Below are 15,260 nucleotides of genomic sequence, written 5' to 3' on the forward strand. Positions count from 1 at the left end.
TTGGGTTAGCGTCAAAAACCTTGTATTGCGTAGGTTGGGTTGAGGAACGAAACCCAACCGAAGAGCGGGGTTTGTTGGGTAACGCTAAAGTTCAACCCAACCTACAATTATCCTTAACCCAAGCGTATTGATTTATAACGGGTTTAAGGTGTATTTGCGTTTCGTAATATAGTTTGGTTTATTCTTGCCGACTTACTTATTGCGCTATATTGTTTCTCCTACACTTTTTCCTTTGCTGATGGCACAATGCCAAACTTATTTAAACCTGCATCAATTGCTCTAAGTGCTTTAAAATCCTCTTCTGGTAAAGGATAGCTACTACTGCTGAACAAACCCCCACTGACAGCAGGCTGCTTTTCCAAAAAAGAGAAAGCTTGGCGAAATTGATGCCCTTGGGCTTTAATTGGTGAATCAAAGTGGCAAGGAATAATCCACTCAAAGTCCCAACTAGCAACTTGATCAGCCCAGTCAATAGTTTCTTTCGGTGCGCGGTTGAGAATCAGCGTCTGTAAAATTGGTGCGACAAATAAACGTCCATTCCCCCGCAAAGCATCAAACGATCGCTGCCAATCTCGATGCCATTTAAAGGGATACAATCCAAAATAAGCTTTCTTTGAGCGTTCTGGTGCTTTCAGGGCATCTTGCAACACCTGACTCCATTGACGTATATCTAGTGCATTGGGTTGAAAGTACAAAGCAAACAACGAGATGCGCTGCCAACCCTGACGGCGACTTACCTGAATGTCTGCAACAATATCATAAGCATGATCTTTGGCATGGAATAGCAAAGGATATGAATCTAATAGAACGATCGCAGGTGGATCTTCTGGGATAGAAAGCACAGAATCTGTTACTAAAAGAGTATGCGATCGCTTGTGAAAAAAAGCAACTTCCGCAAACCGACCAGGGCCAAGGTCGATGGGGCCTAGCATCGCATAATCAAACTCATCAGCAAAGGGGGTTTTGCTACTATCTTCCGGGAGTACTTGAGTTCGTTTTAGGGGTAAACCAAGCCAGCTAAGGGGGAGATTTAGTGGAAAACTCCACTGATGGGGAGCCACAAACACCTGTGCAGTCTCAAAGCATCTGGCGAAGGGGCCGACGAAGACTTTGTGTTCTATACCAGAGATAGTTGGTAGGATGATGTACAAAACATTGCCATGTTCTGCTACCAGCTCATTCACAAGCCGGATGCACTCTGGGGTTGGTGCAACAGGTGCATAAACGAGAAGACCCCCAGCTTCGAGCTTAACCACAGTCATGCGAATTGGTACAACAACGTAGAAAATGCCCTGAACCTGGTCAAAATTCCAGATTGTGTCCTTAAGCACTTCTTTACGGATTGTTCGCCGTTTGCCATATGGGTAAAGTGGCACAACAGGCCATAATCTCCATGAAAAGTCTTTTGGATGTATCTGTTGCCCATTGACTATGCGTTCATCATCAGCCACTCTACGACCCCCTCCAAATTCCCTGAGCAAATTGTTTTTATTTGCTATCCCCAAAGTTGGAGTTTAGCAAATTGTTGAGATAATAATACCAATTCGTAATGGGCTACGCCCCGCTACGCTAACGTAATTCGTAATTCGTAATATCTTTAATGTAGAGCATTCACGATAAAAATCATGAGCAAATATAAAATTATAACCCCTGAGCAAAGTTATACTTTTAGTGAATATTTTTTGTTAGCTAACCCAACAATAGATATAGTCGCTGAGTTTGAGTATGGCTACGATCGCACAGAGCTACAATTCCCAAGATATTTTGCTGATATTAGCTATTTAGAATTTTTACAAACAGGACTTACAGCGCAATATAAAGCTTTTTAACCCAACGGCTGAGATATCAATCAGAGAATTTATGATTGCTCCTATCCTTGCTGAAATCTGCGATCAGACAAAAGCTCAACTATATAGTGAGTATCCACTTTATGTGGATGAAAAGCTCAAAGGTACTTTGGATTATTACTTACATAAATCTAACTCTCTATTGGTGATTGAAGCAAAACAATCAGATATCAGAAGAGGCTTTACACAGCTAGCAGTAGAATTAATAGCTCTGGATCAGTCTCTAGATGATCAATCATCAATTTTATTTGGCCAGTTACTAATAGAGATGACTGGAAATTGCCCTCATCCCCCAACCCCTTCTCCCAGATCTGGGAGAAGAGGAGCGAACATCGGGGAGAGGTCGGGGGTGGAGTGCAATGACTGTGGTTAGCATAACTAATTATGTGGACATGATGTGATTTTATTTTGCGAGTGTTTCCGGAAACGAAGGAAAATTTCAGTAATGTTAAGAGATAAATTCATTATTATGTAGTTGTCTGGAGAGTTAAAGGCGATCGCATATTAATTTCTGATCCAGCCATAGGCAAGGCGTAGCTTTCGCATCTAGAGTTTGAAGCTAGCTTGTTCTACACCGAGGTATTGTTGTTGAGAAAAACGCTCATCACTAACTCATGGCAATTGGTGATTTTTACTACGATTTAGCCTAACTGCCACTGTATTTTTAATCTCAAATTTATCAATCTGCTAGATATTAATAGAGAGAGAAATTACTGCTGAATCAACTTAGTAATATTTGGTGTTAATTCGCTTTATCTATATTACTGATTTTGAGAATTTTGTCTAAATTTAACCTGCTAGATATATTTTATTAAAATCATTCCTTCATGGGTTGTTTTACTTCATTAACTTGATGAACATTAAAACTACCTATAATGTTATTGCCAACCAGTAATTTGATTTAAAAACTGTGCTATCTACGATTAATAGCTGATAAACATTAAATATTGATGATCAGTTTACAGTGATGTTATTTAAAGACGCTAAAGCCGTAGCTCTTGCAAATCAAGAAATACAAGGCTAACAACTATCATTTTATAATTGAACATATTCAAAAAATATCTTCAATACTATGGCTGTGAACGTTTTTTATTCTCTATTTTTATAAGTTGTTTTACATCATAGTTAATGGTAATATTTTTTAGTGCCTCGACAATAATAAAGGTTTTAAATTGAGATTGGGTGAGGGGTCTTACCCCTCATAAAATAGCAAAGGGGGACAAAAGTAAAACTTGCACATTACGCAAGCAAATATCGAAATATATTCCGTAAGTTTTACTGATAAATCTGCTAACTCAGTAAATGAGATTAACGACAAAAAATAGTATAAGTACCAATGGCATTGTTAACGCTAAAAGATAAAAAATTTTATATATGAATCTGAAAAATCTAGAAATTTGCCGGAGAATGCTTAATTAGCCAGTAAGAAGAAATACAGGCGTGTGAACAAAGAAACTTTATTGAATTATGAGTTGAGAAAGTTTATGGGGATTGCCAGTTGAGTGAGCTAAGGGACTTCCAAATAAAAAAACATCCCACAACAGACGCAAAAATTATCTCTATTTCTTCTCTCTCCGTGTTCTCTGCGCCTCTGTGGTTCGTTTATTTGGATAATTTATTTCTTGAAAGTCCCAAAGACCGTTGTCGGAGGAATTCATGAATTGCTCTTACCTCAGTACCTCAACAGACTAGGAAATACTATAAGAACACAAAAACACCTCAATTGAAACATCAACAATCGCAGAAACTAAACTAGTTTACTTCATCCCAGATAACTAAACACTATGATGAATCAAGACATTGCCGGCATTAGTAATAACTTAGATAAGACAGTCAAGGCTCAACAATTTGACAAAGTAGTTGAAGCTATTCTTGCTGGAAAGTATTCCTGGGCCTGTGTTTTAATGCTACGATTTGCTGGTTATAATCCTCTTCATTACATTCCATACCGCACCTACAATAGATTACTGAAAGAAAACTCCCAAGCGAACAGGACAAAACAACAGCAAAGTGAAAATCTAAAAATGCTGAAACATACTAATGATTCTAGGTCTGATAGTAATGTGTCATCAAGCTGCTTGAGCAAAATTCAAGACCTAGCTTATCTGGAAGTAGTCGGAAAGCAAAAAACAGAAATCCGTAGTGGTAGTTTAGACCAGAGATTGACACAGCAAATTAACGAACATCAATCAAGCAAATCACCATTAAAACCAGAAAAAGCTCAAGACGTTTCCTTCAAATCCTGTGGATTCAATTAAAAAGTATTTTGAATCAATAGATTCCGCCCTAAACTCCATTGAGTGTCTGAGAGCCTGCTATGCTAATTTAAAATTTATAGCATGGCAGGTTTTCTATAGCAGTCATTGATTGGATAATTTTTTACAAAAATCTGCCAAAATGGCAAAGATATACTTACGAGATTGGTAAAATAATAACAACTACAACTTCAACTAAAATAGAGGTGATTGGCAAGCAAGTTAATCTTAAAACATAAAATCAATCATTAGTTCTGACTATGAAATCAATCAAACTGATTACAAAAGTAATCGACATTTCATGGAGGAAATAACATCTACACCAAGACAGATAATTTAACCGTTTCTAATTGGTGGTTCTATTTTTGAGGAAGTCTGAGCTGAGGAAAGATAATTTGGGGAGGTGGATTCCCCCAATCCAAATTTTACACAGCTTTCACCGACTGCAGACGGTGCGAGTAATGCTTATAAAACTTCCTGTTTTGTGGTTGGTGTTGCTTTAGTTAAATATTGCAAACGCTTAACATCAATCCCAGGAACAGAAATAGAAAAGTTACGGTGAAATCGTTGTCGTGGCTGGTAGAACTAATAGCTCATACGCTTCTCTTGCGACTATTGTAATCCTAGTCCTCCCAACCTGGATTATTTCTAGTTGCTAAACTTTCGATTTATATAGCAACCACTGGAAGTTCAAAACTTAAACAGCTTCCAGTTTTTTTATGTGTAAATAAAAACAAGGTGGGCAATTTGCCCACCTTGTTTTTATAGAGAATATTTAATCCAAAAATTAAACCTTGGCTAATTCTGGGGTAGGGCGCTTGCTGTTGCGAATTGCTGTAATAGCCTCACCATAATCCTTAGCATTAAATACAGCTGAACCGGCGACGATCGCATTAGCTCCAGCTTCCAAAACTTGCCAGGTATTATTTGCCTTCAGTCCCCCATCCACCTCAATCCAAGGGTCAAGACCGCGTTCATCACACATTTGACGCAACTTGCGGATTTTTGGTAATACACCGGGGATAAAGCTTTGACCACCAAAACCAGGGTTGACGCTCATGATTAGTACTAAATCGCACAAGTCTAGAACGTGTTCAATTAGCTCTAGAGGGCTACCAGGATTAAGTACAACACCAGCTTTCTTACCAAGCTCTTTAATTTGTCCCAAGGTGCGGTGCAGGTGTGGGGAAGCATTATGTTCGCAGTGTACGGAGATAATATCTGCACCCGCCTTCGCAAATCCTTCTACATACTTTTCTGGCTCCACAATCATCAAGTGGACATCCAGTGGCTTGGTTGTAACTGGACGAATCGCCTCCACAATCAGAGGGCCTATCGTAATATTAGGTACAAAACGACCGTCCATGACATCAACATGAATCCAATCCGCTCCAGCTGCGTCCACGGCGCGAATTTCGTCACCTAGACGACTAAAATCGGCTGATAGGATAGATGGAGAAATGACAATGGGCTTTTGAGATAGGTTTTGGGTCATGGCTAGTGGGTTTTTAAGCGTCCTCGTCTGTAAGTATTGTAACAAAACATTGAGCAAGACTCATAATTTTTGGATTTTAGATTTTGCCCAAACACAGATTTGAGATTTTTGCTTCAATCCCAAATCCCAAATTCCAAATCTAAAATTGAATGACAAATGACAAATGACAAATGACTAAAAAACTAACTTGGATAATTTGGGGATTAAGTGCTTCTTGTCTAAGTGCGCCGGTAATTGCTTCAGCTTTAGAATCTGGACTGGGAACTAACGGCATTGATGCTCTGAAGCTACACCAACCTCCTTATAATTTAATCGGTCGTAAGATTGCTATTGGTCAGGTGGAAATTGGCCGACCGGGAATGTTTGGGTGGGATAAGGCGGTGTCTAAAAATCGTGCCATATCTTTGGCAGCAGTGTTCTTACGGAATGGCCCAGCTAAGTCTAATAGCGGTGTTGACCCTCACGCCTACAATGTGGCTGGTGTAATGGTGAGTCAAGATAAAGCTTTGCCAGGGGTTGCTCCCGGAGCGCGACTGTATTCATCGGCGGTGGGTTCCACTAAAAACATGGGTCAGCCAGAAGAGTGCTTATCGGCACAACACATAGCACTACAAAATGGTGGCGATGTCCGTGCCATTAACTTTAGCTTTGGTGAACCATTGAGCCGCGATCCTAGACCGGAGGCTATTTTAGACGGCAACGCTTTACTAACTTTATGTGTTGACTGGTCTAGTCGCGTTCATGATGTTTTGTATGCGATCGCAGGCAACCAGGGTAAGGGCGGTATTCCCATTCCTACAGATAATTTTAACGGAGTTAACGTCGCTTTTTCATCCCGCCGAGGGGGAGTTTTTAACAAAGTAGACGTGGCTAATCTGGCGGGTGTTAACCAAGGTGTGAGTGGAAGACTAGCTGGAAGGGAATTTGATCTGGATGGGCGTCGCGCTATCAGTTTAGTTGCTCCTGGGAATAACATTACTTTGCTCAATCCAGATGGCAAATTGAACAAGGTTACAGGTACGAGTTTTGCAGCGCCTCAAGTTACAGCTACTGTTGCTGTGTTGCAAGAACTTGCTGACCGACAAATGCGAACAAAACAACCCCACTGGAGTATCGATGCTCGGCGTCATCAAGTAATGAAAGCTGTATTGCTGAATTCAGCAGACAAAATCCTAGATAGCGGCGATGGCTTACGGTTGGGAATGACCCGGACGCTAATTGATAAACAAAATCAAAACTGGTTAGATTCTGATGCTTATAAAGATCCAAAGATTCCCTTGGATGCTCAAATGGGAGCGGGACATTTGAACGCATTTCGCTCTTATCAGCAATTTATTGCTGGTCAATGGCAGCCATCAGCTGCGGTACCGGCTATTGGTTGGGATTATGGCACAGTTGATGTTGGAGCATCTGTTGACTATATTTTAGCAAAACCGTTAAAGCAGGGAAGTTTTGTTGCTCTCACCCTGAGTTGGAATCGATTGGTGGAACTCAACGATAAAAATAAAAACCAGCAATATGACGTGGGCGAAAATTTTCGCGATCGCGGCTTAAATAATCTCGACCTCTACTTGGTAAAAGCTGATGCTCAAAGTTCAGATGCTAGCGCTGTTTGCTCCTCAATCAGCCAAATCGACAGTGTAGAACATATTTTCTGCCCTGTTGCTGCCAGTGGCAATTACAAAATTCGCGTCCAGTTTCGTCAAAAACTCAATGAAGCGACTCAGCCTTATAGTTTAGCTTGGTGGAGTGTACCTATCAATTGAAAGAGGGTAGCACAGATGTGTATCTCCAGAAAACTTCTATATTAGACATAGGAGTCAAAAATAATGTAGAGACGTAGCACTGCTACGTCTCTACAAGGGTTCTGGGTAACGCATATTTCGTCCTTTGCGTCCTTCTCCCAGGGGGAGACGCACTCGCGTTTGCGGTTCGTTTTTTCATGATTTTGCGTAACTCCTGGGCCAGTAGGATTCAAAGCCTCTCTTCCAAAACAGAGTGTATTCCATACATAGATAGAGGCGTAGCGGCTTCCCGCAGGGGTACGAGCGATCGCGATATTTTATCTATAAAAATCCAACAGAAGTGGTTATTTTGTGATTACGTAGTCTACAATACCCTCATACATAAATCAGAAAATTCTTAAAAACCAAAATTTTCCAGAAATCTTCTGTATTGCCCCCTTAATTAGGAATTAGCAAGTCTCACAAGTTGTGTTTAATTCCTCTGAGCGACTAATTTGCTGTTACAAAAACTGTAACAGTCCATTTTTCTATTGGAGCAAATGCAATAGTTAATCATTGACACAGTATCTGGGTCAACCCTAAGCACAGATCGGGAATCTTTGCCAAGTGAGGTGGTATAATGAATCGACATAAATTGAGTGATGCGAAAGAAAATTTCCTGCAAAGACGTTATGGTGTGAGTCTAGGCAGACGTTATGCTCTGGCAGCTGCAAGTGTTGTTCTATTCAGTGTATTAGGGTGTTCTCAAGTCGATAGTAATAAAAGCGCCCTTGCCCAATCTAGTTTACCTCAGCCAGAAACTCCATTGCAAAAAAAAACACTCAAGATTGATGCAAAAATCGTTGAGTCTAGCAATAAGTTTGGCTTCAAACTCTTTTCAGAAGTTCTGAAAAATGATCGGGGTGAGAATAATATTTTTATCTCACCTTCGAGTGTGGCGATCGCTCTAGCTATGACCTACAACGGCGCTAGCGGCTCGACTCAACAAGCAATGGCAAAAACCCTAGAATTACAGGGGATAAATCTACCAGAAATCAACTCTTCTTACGCGGCGACATTAAAGCAGCTTTTAGATAATTCTGATCGGAAAGTGCAACTGAATATTGCTAACTCACTTTGGGCAAATCGAGATGTTAGCTTTGAGCCAGACTTCCTCCAGAGAATACAGTATTTCTATAAAGCCAAGGTTAGCAACTTAAACTTTCAAGATGCCGCCGCACCTAGTATTATCAATAACTGGGTCAAAGAAAATACTAGCGGCAAAATCAATAAAATAGTTGAAAAAATTGAACCAAATCAAGTGTTGTTTCTGATTAATGCCATATATTTTAAGGGAAAATGGAGTAACGAATTTGACAAAAATCAAACCGCTCCATACCCCTTTTACATCACATCTGGCAGGCAAAAACAGCACCCGATGATGTCACAAAATGGTGACTATAGATACTATGAAAGTAACCAATTTCAGGCAGTTAGTTTACCTTACGGCAAAGATGGTAAATTCAGTTTTTATATATTCCTGCCCAAACAGAACTCTAACCTCAATGCCTTCTATCAAAATTTGAGTATTAAGAACTGGGAAAAATGGATGACTCAGTTCAACAAACAAAAAGGGTTTATTCGTTTACCCCGCTTTAAAACAGAGTATGACATTACACTCAACGACGCCTTAAAAACTTTAGGGATGGAGGAGGCTTTCAGCAACAAAGCCAATTTTTCACGCATGGGTAAAAATTTTGCCATTAGCGAAGTTAAGCATAAAACTTTTGTCGAAGTGAACGAAGAAGGCACTGAAGCGGCTGCGGCTACTTCAGTGGGAATAGTAACAACATCTTTGAGACAGGAACCAGAACCATTCCGAATGATTGTTGACCGTCCTTTCTTCTTTGCTATTAGGGATAATCAGACGGGAAACGTTTTGTTTATGGGTTCCATCATTGACCCACAGTAAAAAACTCCAAATTTTTTGATTTTGAATTTTGAACTCTAGTAAGTACGTTGGTGCGAAAAAGCTCAAATATGTTACGAAACGTAAATAAGCTTAAAACCCTTACAAATGACAAATGACATTACGAATTACGCAAAGCGGTACTAGGGTAATGTTGCTTCTGAAATACTCAATGTGTTGTTGGCATCAGATTTTGGGGACTCGTTTACTGCAACGGGTGCAGTTGTCTCCTCAGTTGTGCTGTCGTTTGTCTCGCTGCTTAGGCTCCCTGGACGCAAGGCGCTTAAAGCCGTCTTAATCACAACAGCAGTAGGTACTGCCACAATTACACCTAACAGCCCGCCAATTCTTGCCCCCGTCAACACCGAAATTAAAATCCAAACTGGATTTAAACCCGTAAAGCTGCCTAAAATTCGCGGTGCAATTAAGTTTTCGAGAATTTGCTGGACAATTACTGCTGCGATCAAGACTCTCACACCCATTGAGAAATCCTGCAACGCTACCAATAGTGTAGTTAGGGTGATGCCCACAGAACCGCCAAAGGGGACGAGAGCCATGAGGCCAATAGTTAAGCCGAATAGCAGCCCAAATGGTACTTTCAGCCACAAAAAGGTAGGAATCAGGGCTGAGGCCATACAGGTAGATAAAATCAACTGGGTGATAAAGAAATTTTGGAAGCTGAGGCGGACTGTTTTGGAGAAAGGATCGCGAAATTTATCAGGTAGCCATTCCACTAAACTTTCCCAGAGTTCACCCCCATGCTGTAAAAGATAGAAAGTCAAAACCATCGTCAACAAAATATCTAGCAGACTAGTGACTGTGAGTACAGCCAGATTTAAAACTTGTCCAGCGATCGCTTGCAATTGTCCTTTAACGCGATCGTTGATTTGCACTACCAGAGCATCGAGGTTAATCGGTAAGCCAAAAATCTCAGCTTTTTCGTTTAATATCATTAACTGAGAGCGTCCAGAGTCGATTAACTCCGGCAAACGAGCCACCAGTTGTTGAGCTTGGGTAAGGGCCAGGGGAAAAAGTGTAACACCCAACGCCAATAAAATCGATAAAGCTAAGAGAAATACTAAGATAGCGACTTGCTCGCGTTTAGCACCATGATGCTCCATCCAACTCACGGGGTAGTTGAGCAGAAATGCTAGCACTGAGGCTCCGACTAAAATGACTATGAGAGAATGGAAATAATTAAAAAATACCGAAAGTGCCCAACCATTTAGAACTAGCAACGGCACGAATAGAGCGATCGCCCCGATTCGCACTATTGGAGTGAATGTTTGCCACCAGTCGAGTAGCTTGCGTGTCTGCATTTTGAGCTGATTGCGGAATAGAACTAAGTTAAATCTTTCTTTACAGTTTATTATCTCTAACTATATGAGTCTTATTCATCCTTCTAGTTCAGGAGTTAGACTAGCCCCTATGGAGAATTTGGAATCGATTGAGAATGGGGAGTGGGGAGTGGGGAGTGGGGAGTGGGGAGATGAGGGAGATGGGGGAGATGAGGGAGATGAGGGAGATGGGGGAGAACAAGGGGATAAAGAAAGTGTTTTTCTAATGCCCGATGTTCAATGCCCAATGCCCAAAACACAGTTGCTTTTATATTTAGTTCCGATTATCGGTTTTTTTCCGTCCTTGTGGACTCTCTATGGGGGCCAGGGTAGTCGGGAACAACTTGCTGTTAGTCGTCTGTCTATTACTTTGGCACTTACTTGGCTGTTGGGATATCTTTTATTCGCTACCGGAGCAGCAACTTCAGATTTTTTTCCACTACGTCTATTTATCCTGAATAGCTTTCTCACATCGGGTTACTTTTTAGTGAGTGTCTGGTTGATTTTGCGCCTAATGCAGGGCAAATCTGGGCGTTTACCAGGGTTTAGTAATTTAGCAGAACGAGTGCTTGGTAAGTATTTATCTTAGTTTTTTCGGGGGAGAATTTCCCCGTATTTTTACTTATTTTGGAGAAAATTACGGTTTATTTATCTATATATCTAGTCAAATCCAGTTTATTATTGCCATACTTCAGTAAAACATCTCTAGATTGGCCCAAAAGAAGAAAAAATGCTGCTATAAGTGTTGTGGTTGACACTACATTAAAAATGTTAGCACTGATAATTAAGAGTTAGCTATTATGGGTTGATTTGTTTGGATGTTTTTAGTCTGCAAATTTACCGAATTTGATTAGTGAGTAAGTGTGAGGAAGTCTGTGACCATTCAAAGAAGTTCGGCGGAAGAAAACCAGTCGGGAAAAGCCTCAAAGCTCAATACAAAAATTTCCCAGAACTCGAAATCAGGACGTTGGCTGTGGTTTTGGGTAGGTATGAGCGGTATTGCGATGGTGTCAGCAACTGCGGGAGCGCTTTTGGCGGTGTCTTTGACCAGTACGCCTTTGCAACAAGCCCAGTTAAGTCCACAAGAAGAGGCGGTCTTTGATAGCGATCGCATTTCTGGAGGTGTGCTGCGATTTTCAGAATTAACTCGCCCGGTGAATCTCTTGGTGATGGGGATGAGCGTACTTCCGCCAGATATCCAAAACCCTCCTGAAGAAACTAAAAATCTGAGATACCTACCTCAAGTAAACTCCTTTGATGGTCTTTCCGATGTGATGCTCTTGGTCAAATTTGATCCAGAGACGAAAAAAATAAATATGCTCTCCATTCCCAGAGATACCCGCACACAAATAGAAGGGTATGGAGTGAAAAAAATTAATTCTGCCAATATGGAGGGTGGGCCAGCTTTAACTGCCAAAACCGTTAGTAATCTCTTAGGTGGGGCGGGAATTGATCGCTATGTCCGAATTAATGTTTTGGGAGTTGGTAAGCTGATTGATGCTTTAGGTGGGGTAACAGTTTACGTCCCCAAAGATATGAAATACCAAGATGATTCTCAGCATTTGTACATCAATTTAAAGGCGGGTAAGCAGCATCTCAACGGCGATCAAACACTGCAATTGCTGCGGTTTCGCCATGATGAACTGGGTGATATTGGTCGAATTCAGCGCCAGCAAATGGTTATGCGTGCTTTGATGGATCAAACACTCAATCCAGCTACTGTTGCTCAATTGCCTAAAGTTCTGGATGTAGTGAAAGACCACATTGATACTAACTTGACTGTTGAAGAGTTAGTGGCGTTGATGGGTTTTGGAGTGCGGACAAATCGCTCTAATATGCAAATGTTAATGCTGCCAGGTCGCTTTAGCGAGAAGAGTGAGTATGATGCTAGCTATTGGTTGCCTAATAAAGATGGTATTGCGAAACTAATGAGCCAACACTTTGGTTTGGAGTCAGAACAGGAACAGCTTGCAACTACAACTGACCCAAGCTCTTTGCGTGTAGCAATTCAAGATAGTACAGGTGGCGATCGCTCTAACCTCCGACCATTAATTAGAGCTTTGGAAAAATCTGGATATCGCAACATCTATGTGGCCAAAGCATGGGGTGAACCTCTAGAGGTAACTCACATTGTCGCCCAACAAGGAGATGGTGACAGTGCCGAATCAATTCGCAACACTTTGGGATTTGGCGAAGTCCGCGTGGAAAGTACTGGCAATCTTGGCTCAGATATCAGTATCCAAGTAGGTCAGGATTGGTTGCAAGAAAAATCTATTTTAGAGAAGTCGGGGACGAAATAATTCGTAATTAATTACGAATTACAGACCTTCAAAGAAAAAATATCCCAAAACTGACGAAAAACCTCTCTATTTCTGTTGTCTCTGTGTTCTCTGCGACTCTGTGGTTCGTTTATTTAGATCAGGACTTATGCAAAAATTACCAAAAAGCGTCTGGTAGAGAAGAATGCGTAAGTCCTATGGATCAACACGCTAACTGGCTGAGTTCTTGGAGTTTAGCTTTTACCACACCATTGGTTAATAATTCTTCTGCCTTAGCTAAACCCTCTAACATATCTGGACAAATACCACTCCGCCATAGATAAAATCCGCCATTCCACAAGGCTGTTTGCATCAATTCACTTGGTTTACCTGCCAAAACCTCTTGAATATTCGTCACCAGTTCTTCAGTAGTTCCAAGGGGTACGTTCTTGGTAGTAAAGCCGTAATCACGCGGTACGAGGTGTAATCGTTCTACCTCTTGGGATGCTACAGATGAAGATAAGCTGATGATTGCAGTGCGATCGCGCGGTAAGTCACAACTACCTTCCAATCCTTTCACTAATGTAAATTTTGTGACTCCTCGCAGCCCTAAAGCTATCTGAAACATTCCTTCTGTCGGCGGATGGACAAACCCAGCAATTACATGAGCATCCCCAGCATAAGGACACCAAATTAGCTCCATTGTCGCTAAGGGCGGACGTTTGCCGAGTTGATCGCGGTATTCCCAAATACTTTTAGTTAAGGGAAAATGCTGAGGTAGATAAATAAAGCCGATTCCCGTTTGCTCAAATACCTGCTGGGTTTTTGCTAGTGGTAGGTTAGTCCAATGGACTCCTAAACCTTGCCAAATATCTATCAGGGGTAAGCCGTACTTTGTTGGTAGGCGATCGCCTCCGTGCATGATCACTGGTTGTCCCACTGCGGCGAGTAGTAAAGCGGTTACGGGACTAATTGGTGCTGTGCGGCTTCTGCCATCATAGGGGATGCCAAGAGCGATCGCTGGTCGCTCAGAGGCTATTGGTTGCAGTTTTGGCCCCAGTTCATGATATGCATCTAACATTCCGGCTAACTCTTCACCCGTGGGCCGCTTGATTCGATGAGCAATCAAAAACGCTCCGATTTGGGCTGGTGTCGCTTCAGCTAGGAGCATCATTTTGGTCGCGGTGGCTGCTTCAATACGAGTTAAATTCTCGGCTGTGTGGTTTCCACTGCCTACTTTTTGCAGGAATTCCCGAAATAGATTGCTCATTTGTCCTTTGTGAATAAACGAATTTTAGAATTTAAACGCAAAGGAGCGCAGAGGTACGCAGAGAATATTCATACAAAATCAGCTTTTTGCTATACGACATATACCGTGAAGTTGACTAGGTTATCTTGACCGAATCTCACTGAATCAGCGTTCATGAGGCGATATTGCATACCTGGAGTGAGAGAGTTGTTGTTTAAATAAATACCATTTGTACTCATGTCAACAATCATGTATGCATTTGTAGAACCACCAGGCAGGCGGTTGCTGTCTTTAGGGTACACTACAAAAATAGGGTATCTCAGAGGGTAGCTTTGGAAAGTTGTGACAACAACCTATTGAACATCAACACCTGAAAGAATGCGCGGACTTGTTTGTTTCAGTTTTTCGTAATCCTCCTTGGAATGAAAACTGGGAGATTGAATCAGCTTTGAACAGATTGAAAGATTTTTATAATATGCCTTACTCACATAGTATTGTTGCAATCTTAGAGGATAGAATTGTCGGTTTTGCTATTGGTTATATTGAAATATGGTTTCAAGGTAAAAGCTTTTACCTGAAGGAAATGTGTATTGATTCCACTAGGCAACGAAGCGGAATTGGCACGAAAATTATGGATGTACTTTCCCAAAATTTAGTGAGTCAAAATGTCAATAAGATTTATCTATTGACAGCACGGGATAGTCCAGCCTCAGCGTTCTATGATCAGTGTGGGTTTTGTTATAACTCCAAAATAATTATGATGTCAAAAACAGTGCAATAGCCAATGTTGAGTAAGGAACTTTCGCCGTTGTAGAGTGGTGGCTAGTACCGCAAGGCAAAATTAAAAATTAAAAGGGTAGGTGAGAGGCTAATACTGCGCAGGTTTTGGCAAAAAAATAAAAAATGTGTAGGTTGGGGAGCCACTGCGCCCTTGCGGTTAAGAGACTTGTTCGCTTTTAGCGTTCCCGCAGGGTAGCACGTGGCGTTTGAGGAACAAAACCGAACGGAAGAGCGGGGTTTGTTGGGTAACGCAAAAGCTCAACCCAACCTACAAATATTAAAAACCTAAACCAATACGCTTGGGTTAAGGATTTTCTGGAGAACCATAGGCCCGTAGAGACGTTGC

Annotated in this window: 13 protein-coding genes; 8 read left to right on the forward strand and 5 right to left on the reverse strand. The window is 41.3% G+C overall.

Features of this window, described 5'->3' with window-relative positions; translation table 11 throughout:
- Positions 1-218 precede the first annotated feature (218 nt).
- Entirely contained in the window at positions 219-1,451 is a 1,233-nt protein-coding gene (locus LC605_RS05355) for a DUF4336 domain-containing protein (protein WP_229546532.1), read from the reverse strand.
- 174 nt (positions 1,452-1,625) lie between these two features.
- Between LC605_RS05355 and LC605_RS05360 the strand changes: the two genes are divergently transcribed.
- From LC605_RS05360 to LC605_RS05370, 3 genes are all read left to right on the forward strand, one after another.
- Entirely contained in the window at positions 1,626-1,829 is a 204-nt protein-coding gene (locus tag LC605_RS05360; RefSeq protein WP_229546533.1) for a hypothetical protein, read from the forward strand.
- A 31-nt stretch (positions 1,830-1,860) separates the two neighbouring features.
- Positions 1,861-2,220 carry a hypothetical protein gene (locus LC605_RS05365; protein WP_229546534.1) on the forward strand — a complete coding sequence of 120 codons (360 nt, stop codon included), beginning with the start codon at positions 1,861-1,863 and terminating at the stop codon, positions 2,218-2,220.
- Between the two features lie 1,414 nt (positions 2,221-3,634).
- Positions 3,635-4,105: a HetP family heterocyst commitment protein gene (locus LC605_RS05370; protein WP_229546570.1), complete on the forward strand. Its 471-nt coding sequence runs from the start codon at positions 3,635-3,637 to the stop codon at positions 4,103-4,105.
- Between the two features lie 784 nt (positions 4,106-4,889).
- On the opposite strand, the gene rpe is transcribed toward LC605_RS05370, so the two are convergent.
- The gene (rpe, locus tag LC605_RS05375; protein ID WP_229546535.1) at positions 4,890-5,597 is read right to left on the reverse strand and encodes a ribulose-phosphate 3-epimerase; all 708 of its coding nucleotides are present in this window, start codon (positions 5,595-5,597) and stop codon (positions 4,890-4,892) included.
- A 170-nt stretch (positions 5,598-5,767) separates the two neighbouring features.
- Here rpe and LC605_RS05380 point away from each other — a divergent pair, with 170 nt between their 5' ends.
- Both LC605_RS05380 and LC605_RS05385 read left to right on the forward strand, forming a co-directional pair.
- Positions 5,768-7,363, forward strand: coding sequence for a S8 family serine peptidase (locus tag LC605_RS05380; RefSeq protein ID WP_229546536.1), 1,596 nt, complete (start codon positions 5,768-5,770; stop codon positions 7,361-7,363).
- A gap of 598 nt (positions 7,364-7,961) precedes the next feature.
- Positions 7,962-9,293, forward strand: coding sequence for a serpin family protein (locus LC605_RS05385; RefSeq protein ID WP_229546537.1), 1,332 nt, complete (start codon positions 7,962-7,964; stop codon positions 9,291-9,293).
- A 140-nt stretch (positions 9,294-9,433) separates the two neighbouring features.
- On the opposite strand, the gene LC605_RS05390 is transcribed toward LC605_RS05385, so the two are convergent.
- Positions 9,434-10,609 (reverse strand): AI-2E family transporter, encoded by a 1,176-nt coding sequence (locus LC605_RS05390; protein WP_229546538.1) that lies wholly within the window; start codon positions 10,607-10,609, stop codon positions 9,434-9,436.
- 244 nt (positions 10,610-10,853) lie between these two features.
- Here LC605_RS05390 and LC605_RS05395 point away from each other — a divergent pair, with 244 nt between their 5' ends.
- Together LC605_RS05395 and LC605_RS05400 are read left to right on the forward strand one after the other, a co-directional pair.
- Complete coding sequence (locus LC605_RS05395; protein WP_229546571.1) at positions 10,854-11,216, forward strand: hypothetical protein; 363 nt, start codon at positions 10,854-10,856, stop codon at positions 11,214-11,216.
- Between the two features lie 286 nt (positions 11,217-11,502).
- Complete coding sequence (locus tag LC605_RS05400; protein WP_229546539.1) at positions 11,503-12,927, forward strand: LCP family protein; 1,425 nt, start codon at positions 11,503-11,505, stop codon at positions 12,925-12,927.
- Between the two features lie 181 nt (positions 12,928-13,108).
- Here LC605_RS05400 and LC605_RS05405 read toward each other — a convergent pair whose 3' ends face one another.
- Both LC605_RS05405 and LC605_RS05410 read right to left on the reverse strand, forming a co-directional pair.
- Positions 13,109-14,155, reverse strand: a complete 1,047-nt coding sequence (locus LC605_RS05405) for an anthranilate phosphoribosyltransferase family protein (protein ID WP_229546540.1) — start codon at positions 14,153-14,155, stop codon at positions 13,109-13,111.
- Between the two features lie 89 nt (positions 14,156-14,244).
- A complete protein-coding gene (locus LC605_RS05410) occupies positions 14,245-14,385 on the reverse strand; it encodes an FHA domain-containing protein (protein WP_267868421.1) in 141 nt (46 codons plus the stop codon).
- A 137-nt stretch (positions 14,386-14,522) separates the two neighbouring features.
- Between LC605_RS05410 and LC605_RS05415 the strand changes: the two genes are divergently transcribed.
- Complete coding sequence (locus LC605_RS05415; RefSeq protein WP_267868422.1) at positions 14,523-14,915, forward strand: GNAT family N-acetyltransferase; 393 nt, start codon at positions 14,523-14,525, stop codon at positions 14,913-14,915.
- The last annotated feature ends 345 nt before the right edge of the window (positions 14,916-15,260 follow it).

The organism is Nostoc sp. CHAB 5836 (assembly GCF_020829445.1).
Taxonomy (GTDB): domain Bacteria; phylum Cyanobacteriota; class Cyanobacteriia; order Cyanobacteriales; family Nostocaceae; genus Nostoc.

What these genes read in the sequence shown, in the direction of transcription:
- LC605_RS05360 (WP_229546533.1), top strand. Translation starts at nt 1,626, where the DNA reads ATGAGCAAATATAAAATTATAACCCCTGAGCAAAGTTATACTTTTAGT.
- LC605_RS05365 (WP_229546534.1), top strand. Translation starts at nt 1,861, where the DNA reads ATGATTGCTCCTATCCTTGCTGAAATCTGCGATCAGACAAAAGCTCAA.
- LC605_RS05370 (WP_229546570.1), top strand. Translation starts at nt 3,635, where the DNA reads ATGAATCAAGACATTGCCGGCATTAGTAATAACTTAGATAAGACAGTC.
- rpe (WP_229546535.1), bottom strand. Translation starts at nt 5,597, where the DNA reads ATGACCCAAAACCTATCTCAAAAGCCCATTGTCATTTCTCCATCTATC.
- LC605_RS05380 (WP_229546536.1), top strand. Translation starts at nt 5,768, where the DNA reads ATGACTAAAAAACTAACTTGGATAATTTGGGGATTAAGTGCTTCTTGT.
- LC605_RS05385 (WP_229546537.1), top strand. Translation starts at nt 7,962, where the DNA reads ATGAATCGACATAAATTGAGTGATGCGAAAGAAAATTTCCTGCAAAGA.
- LC605_RS05390 (WP_229546538.1), bottom strand. Translation starts at nt 10,609, where the DNA reads ATGCAGACACGCAAGCTACTCGACTGGTGGCAAACATTCACTCCAATA.
- LC605_RS05395 (WP_229546571.1), top strand. Translation starts at nt 10,854, where the DNA reads ATGCCCGATGTTCAATGCCCAATGCCCAAAACACAGTTGCTTTTATAT.
- LC605_RS05405 (WP_229546540.1), bottom strand. Translation starts at nt 14,155, where the DNA reads ATGAGCAATCTATTTCGGGAATTCCTGCAAAAAGTAGGCAGTGGAAAC.
- LC605_RS05410 (WP_267868421.1), bottom strand. Translation starts at nt 14,385, where the DNA reads ATGATTGTTGACATGAGTACAAATGGTATTTATTTAAACAACAACTCT.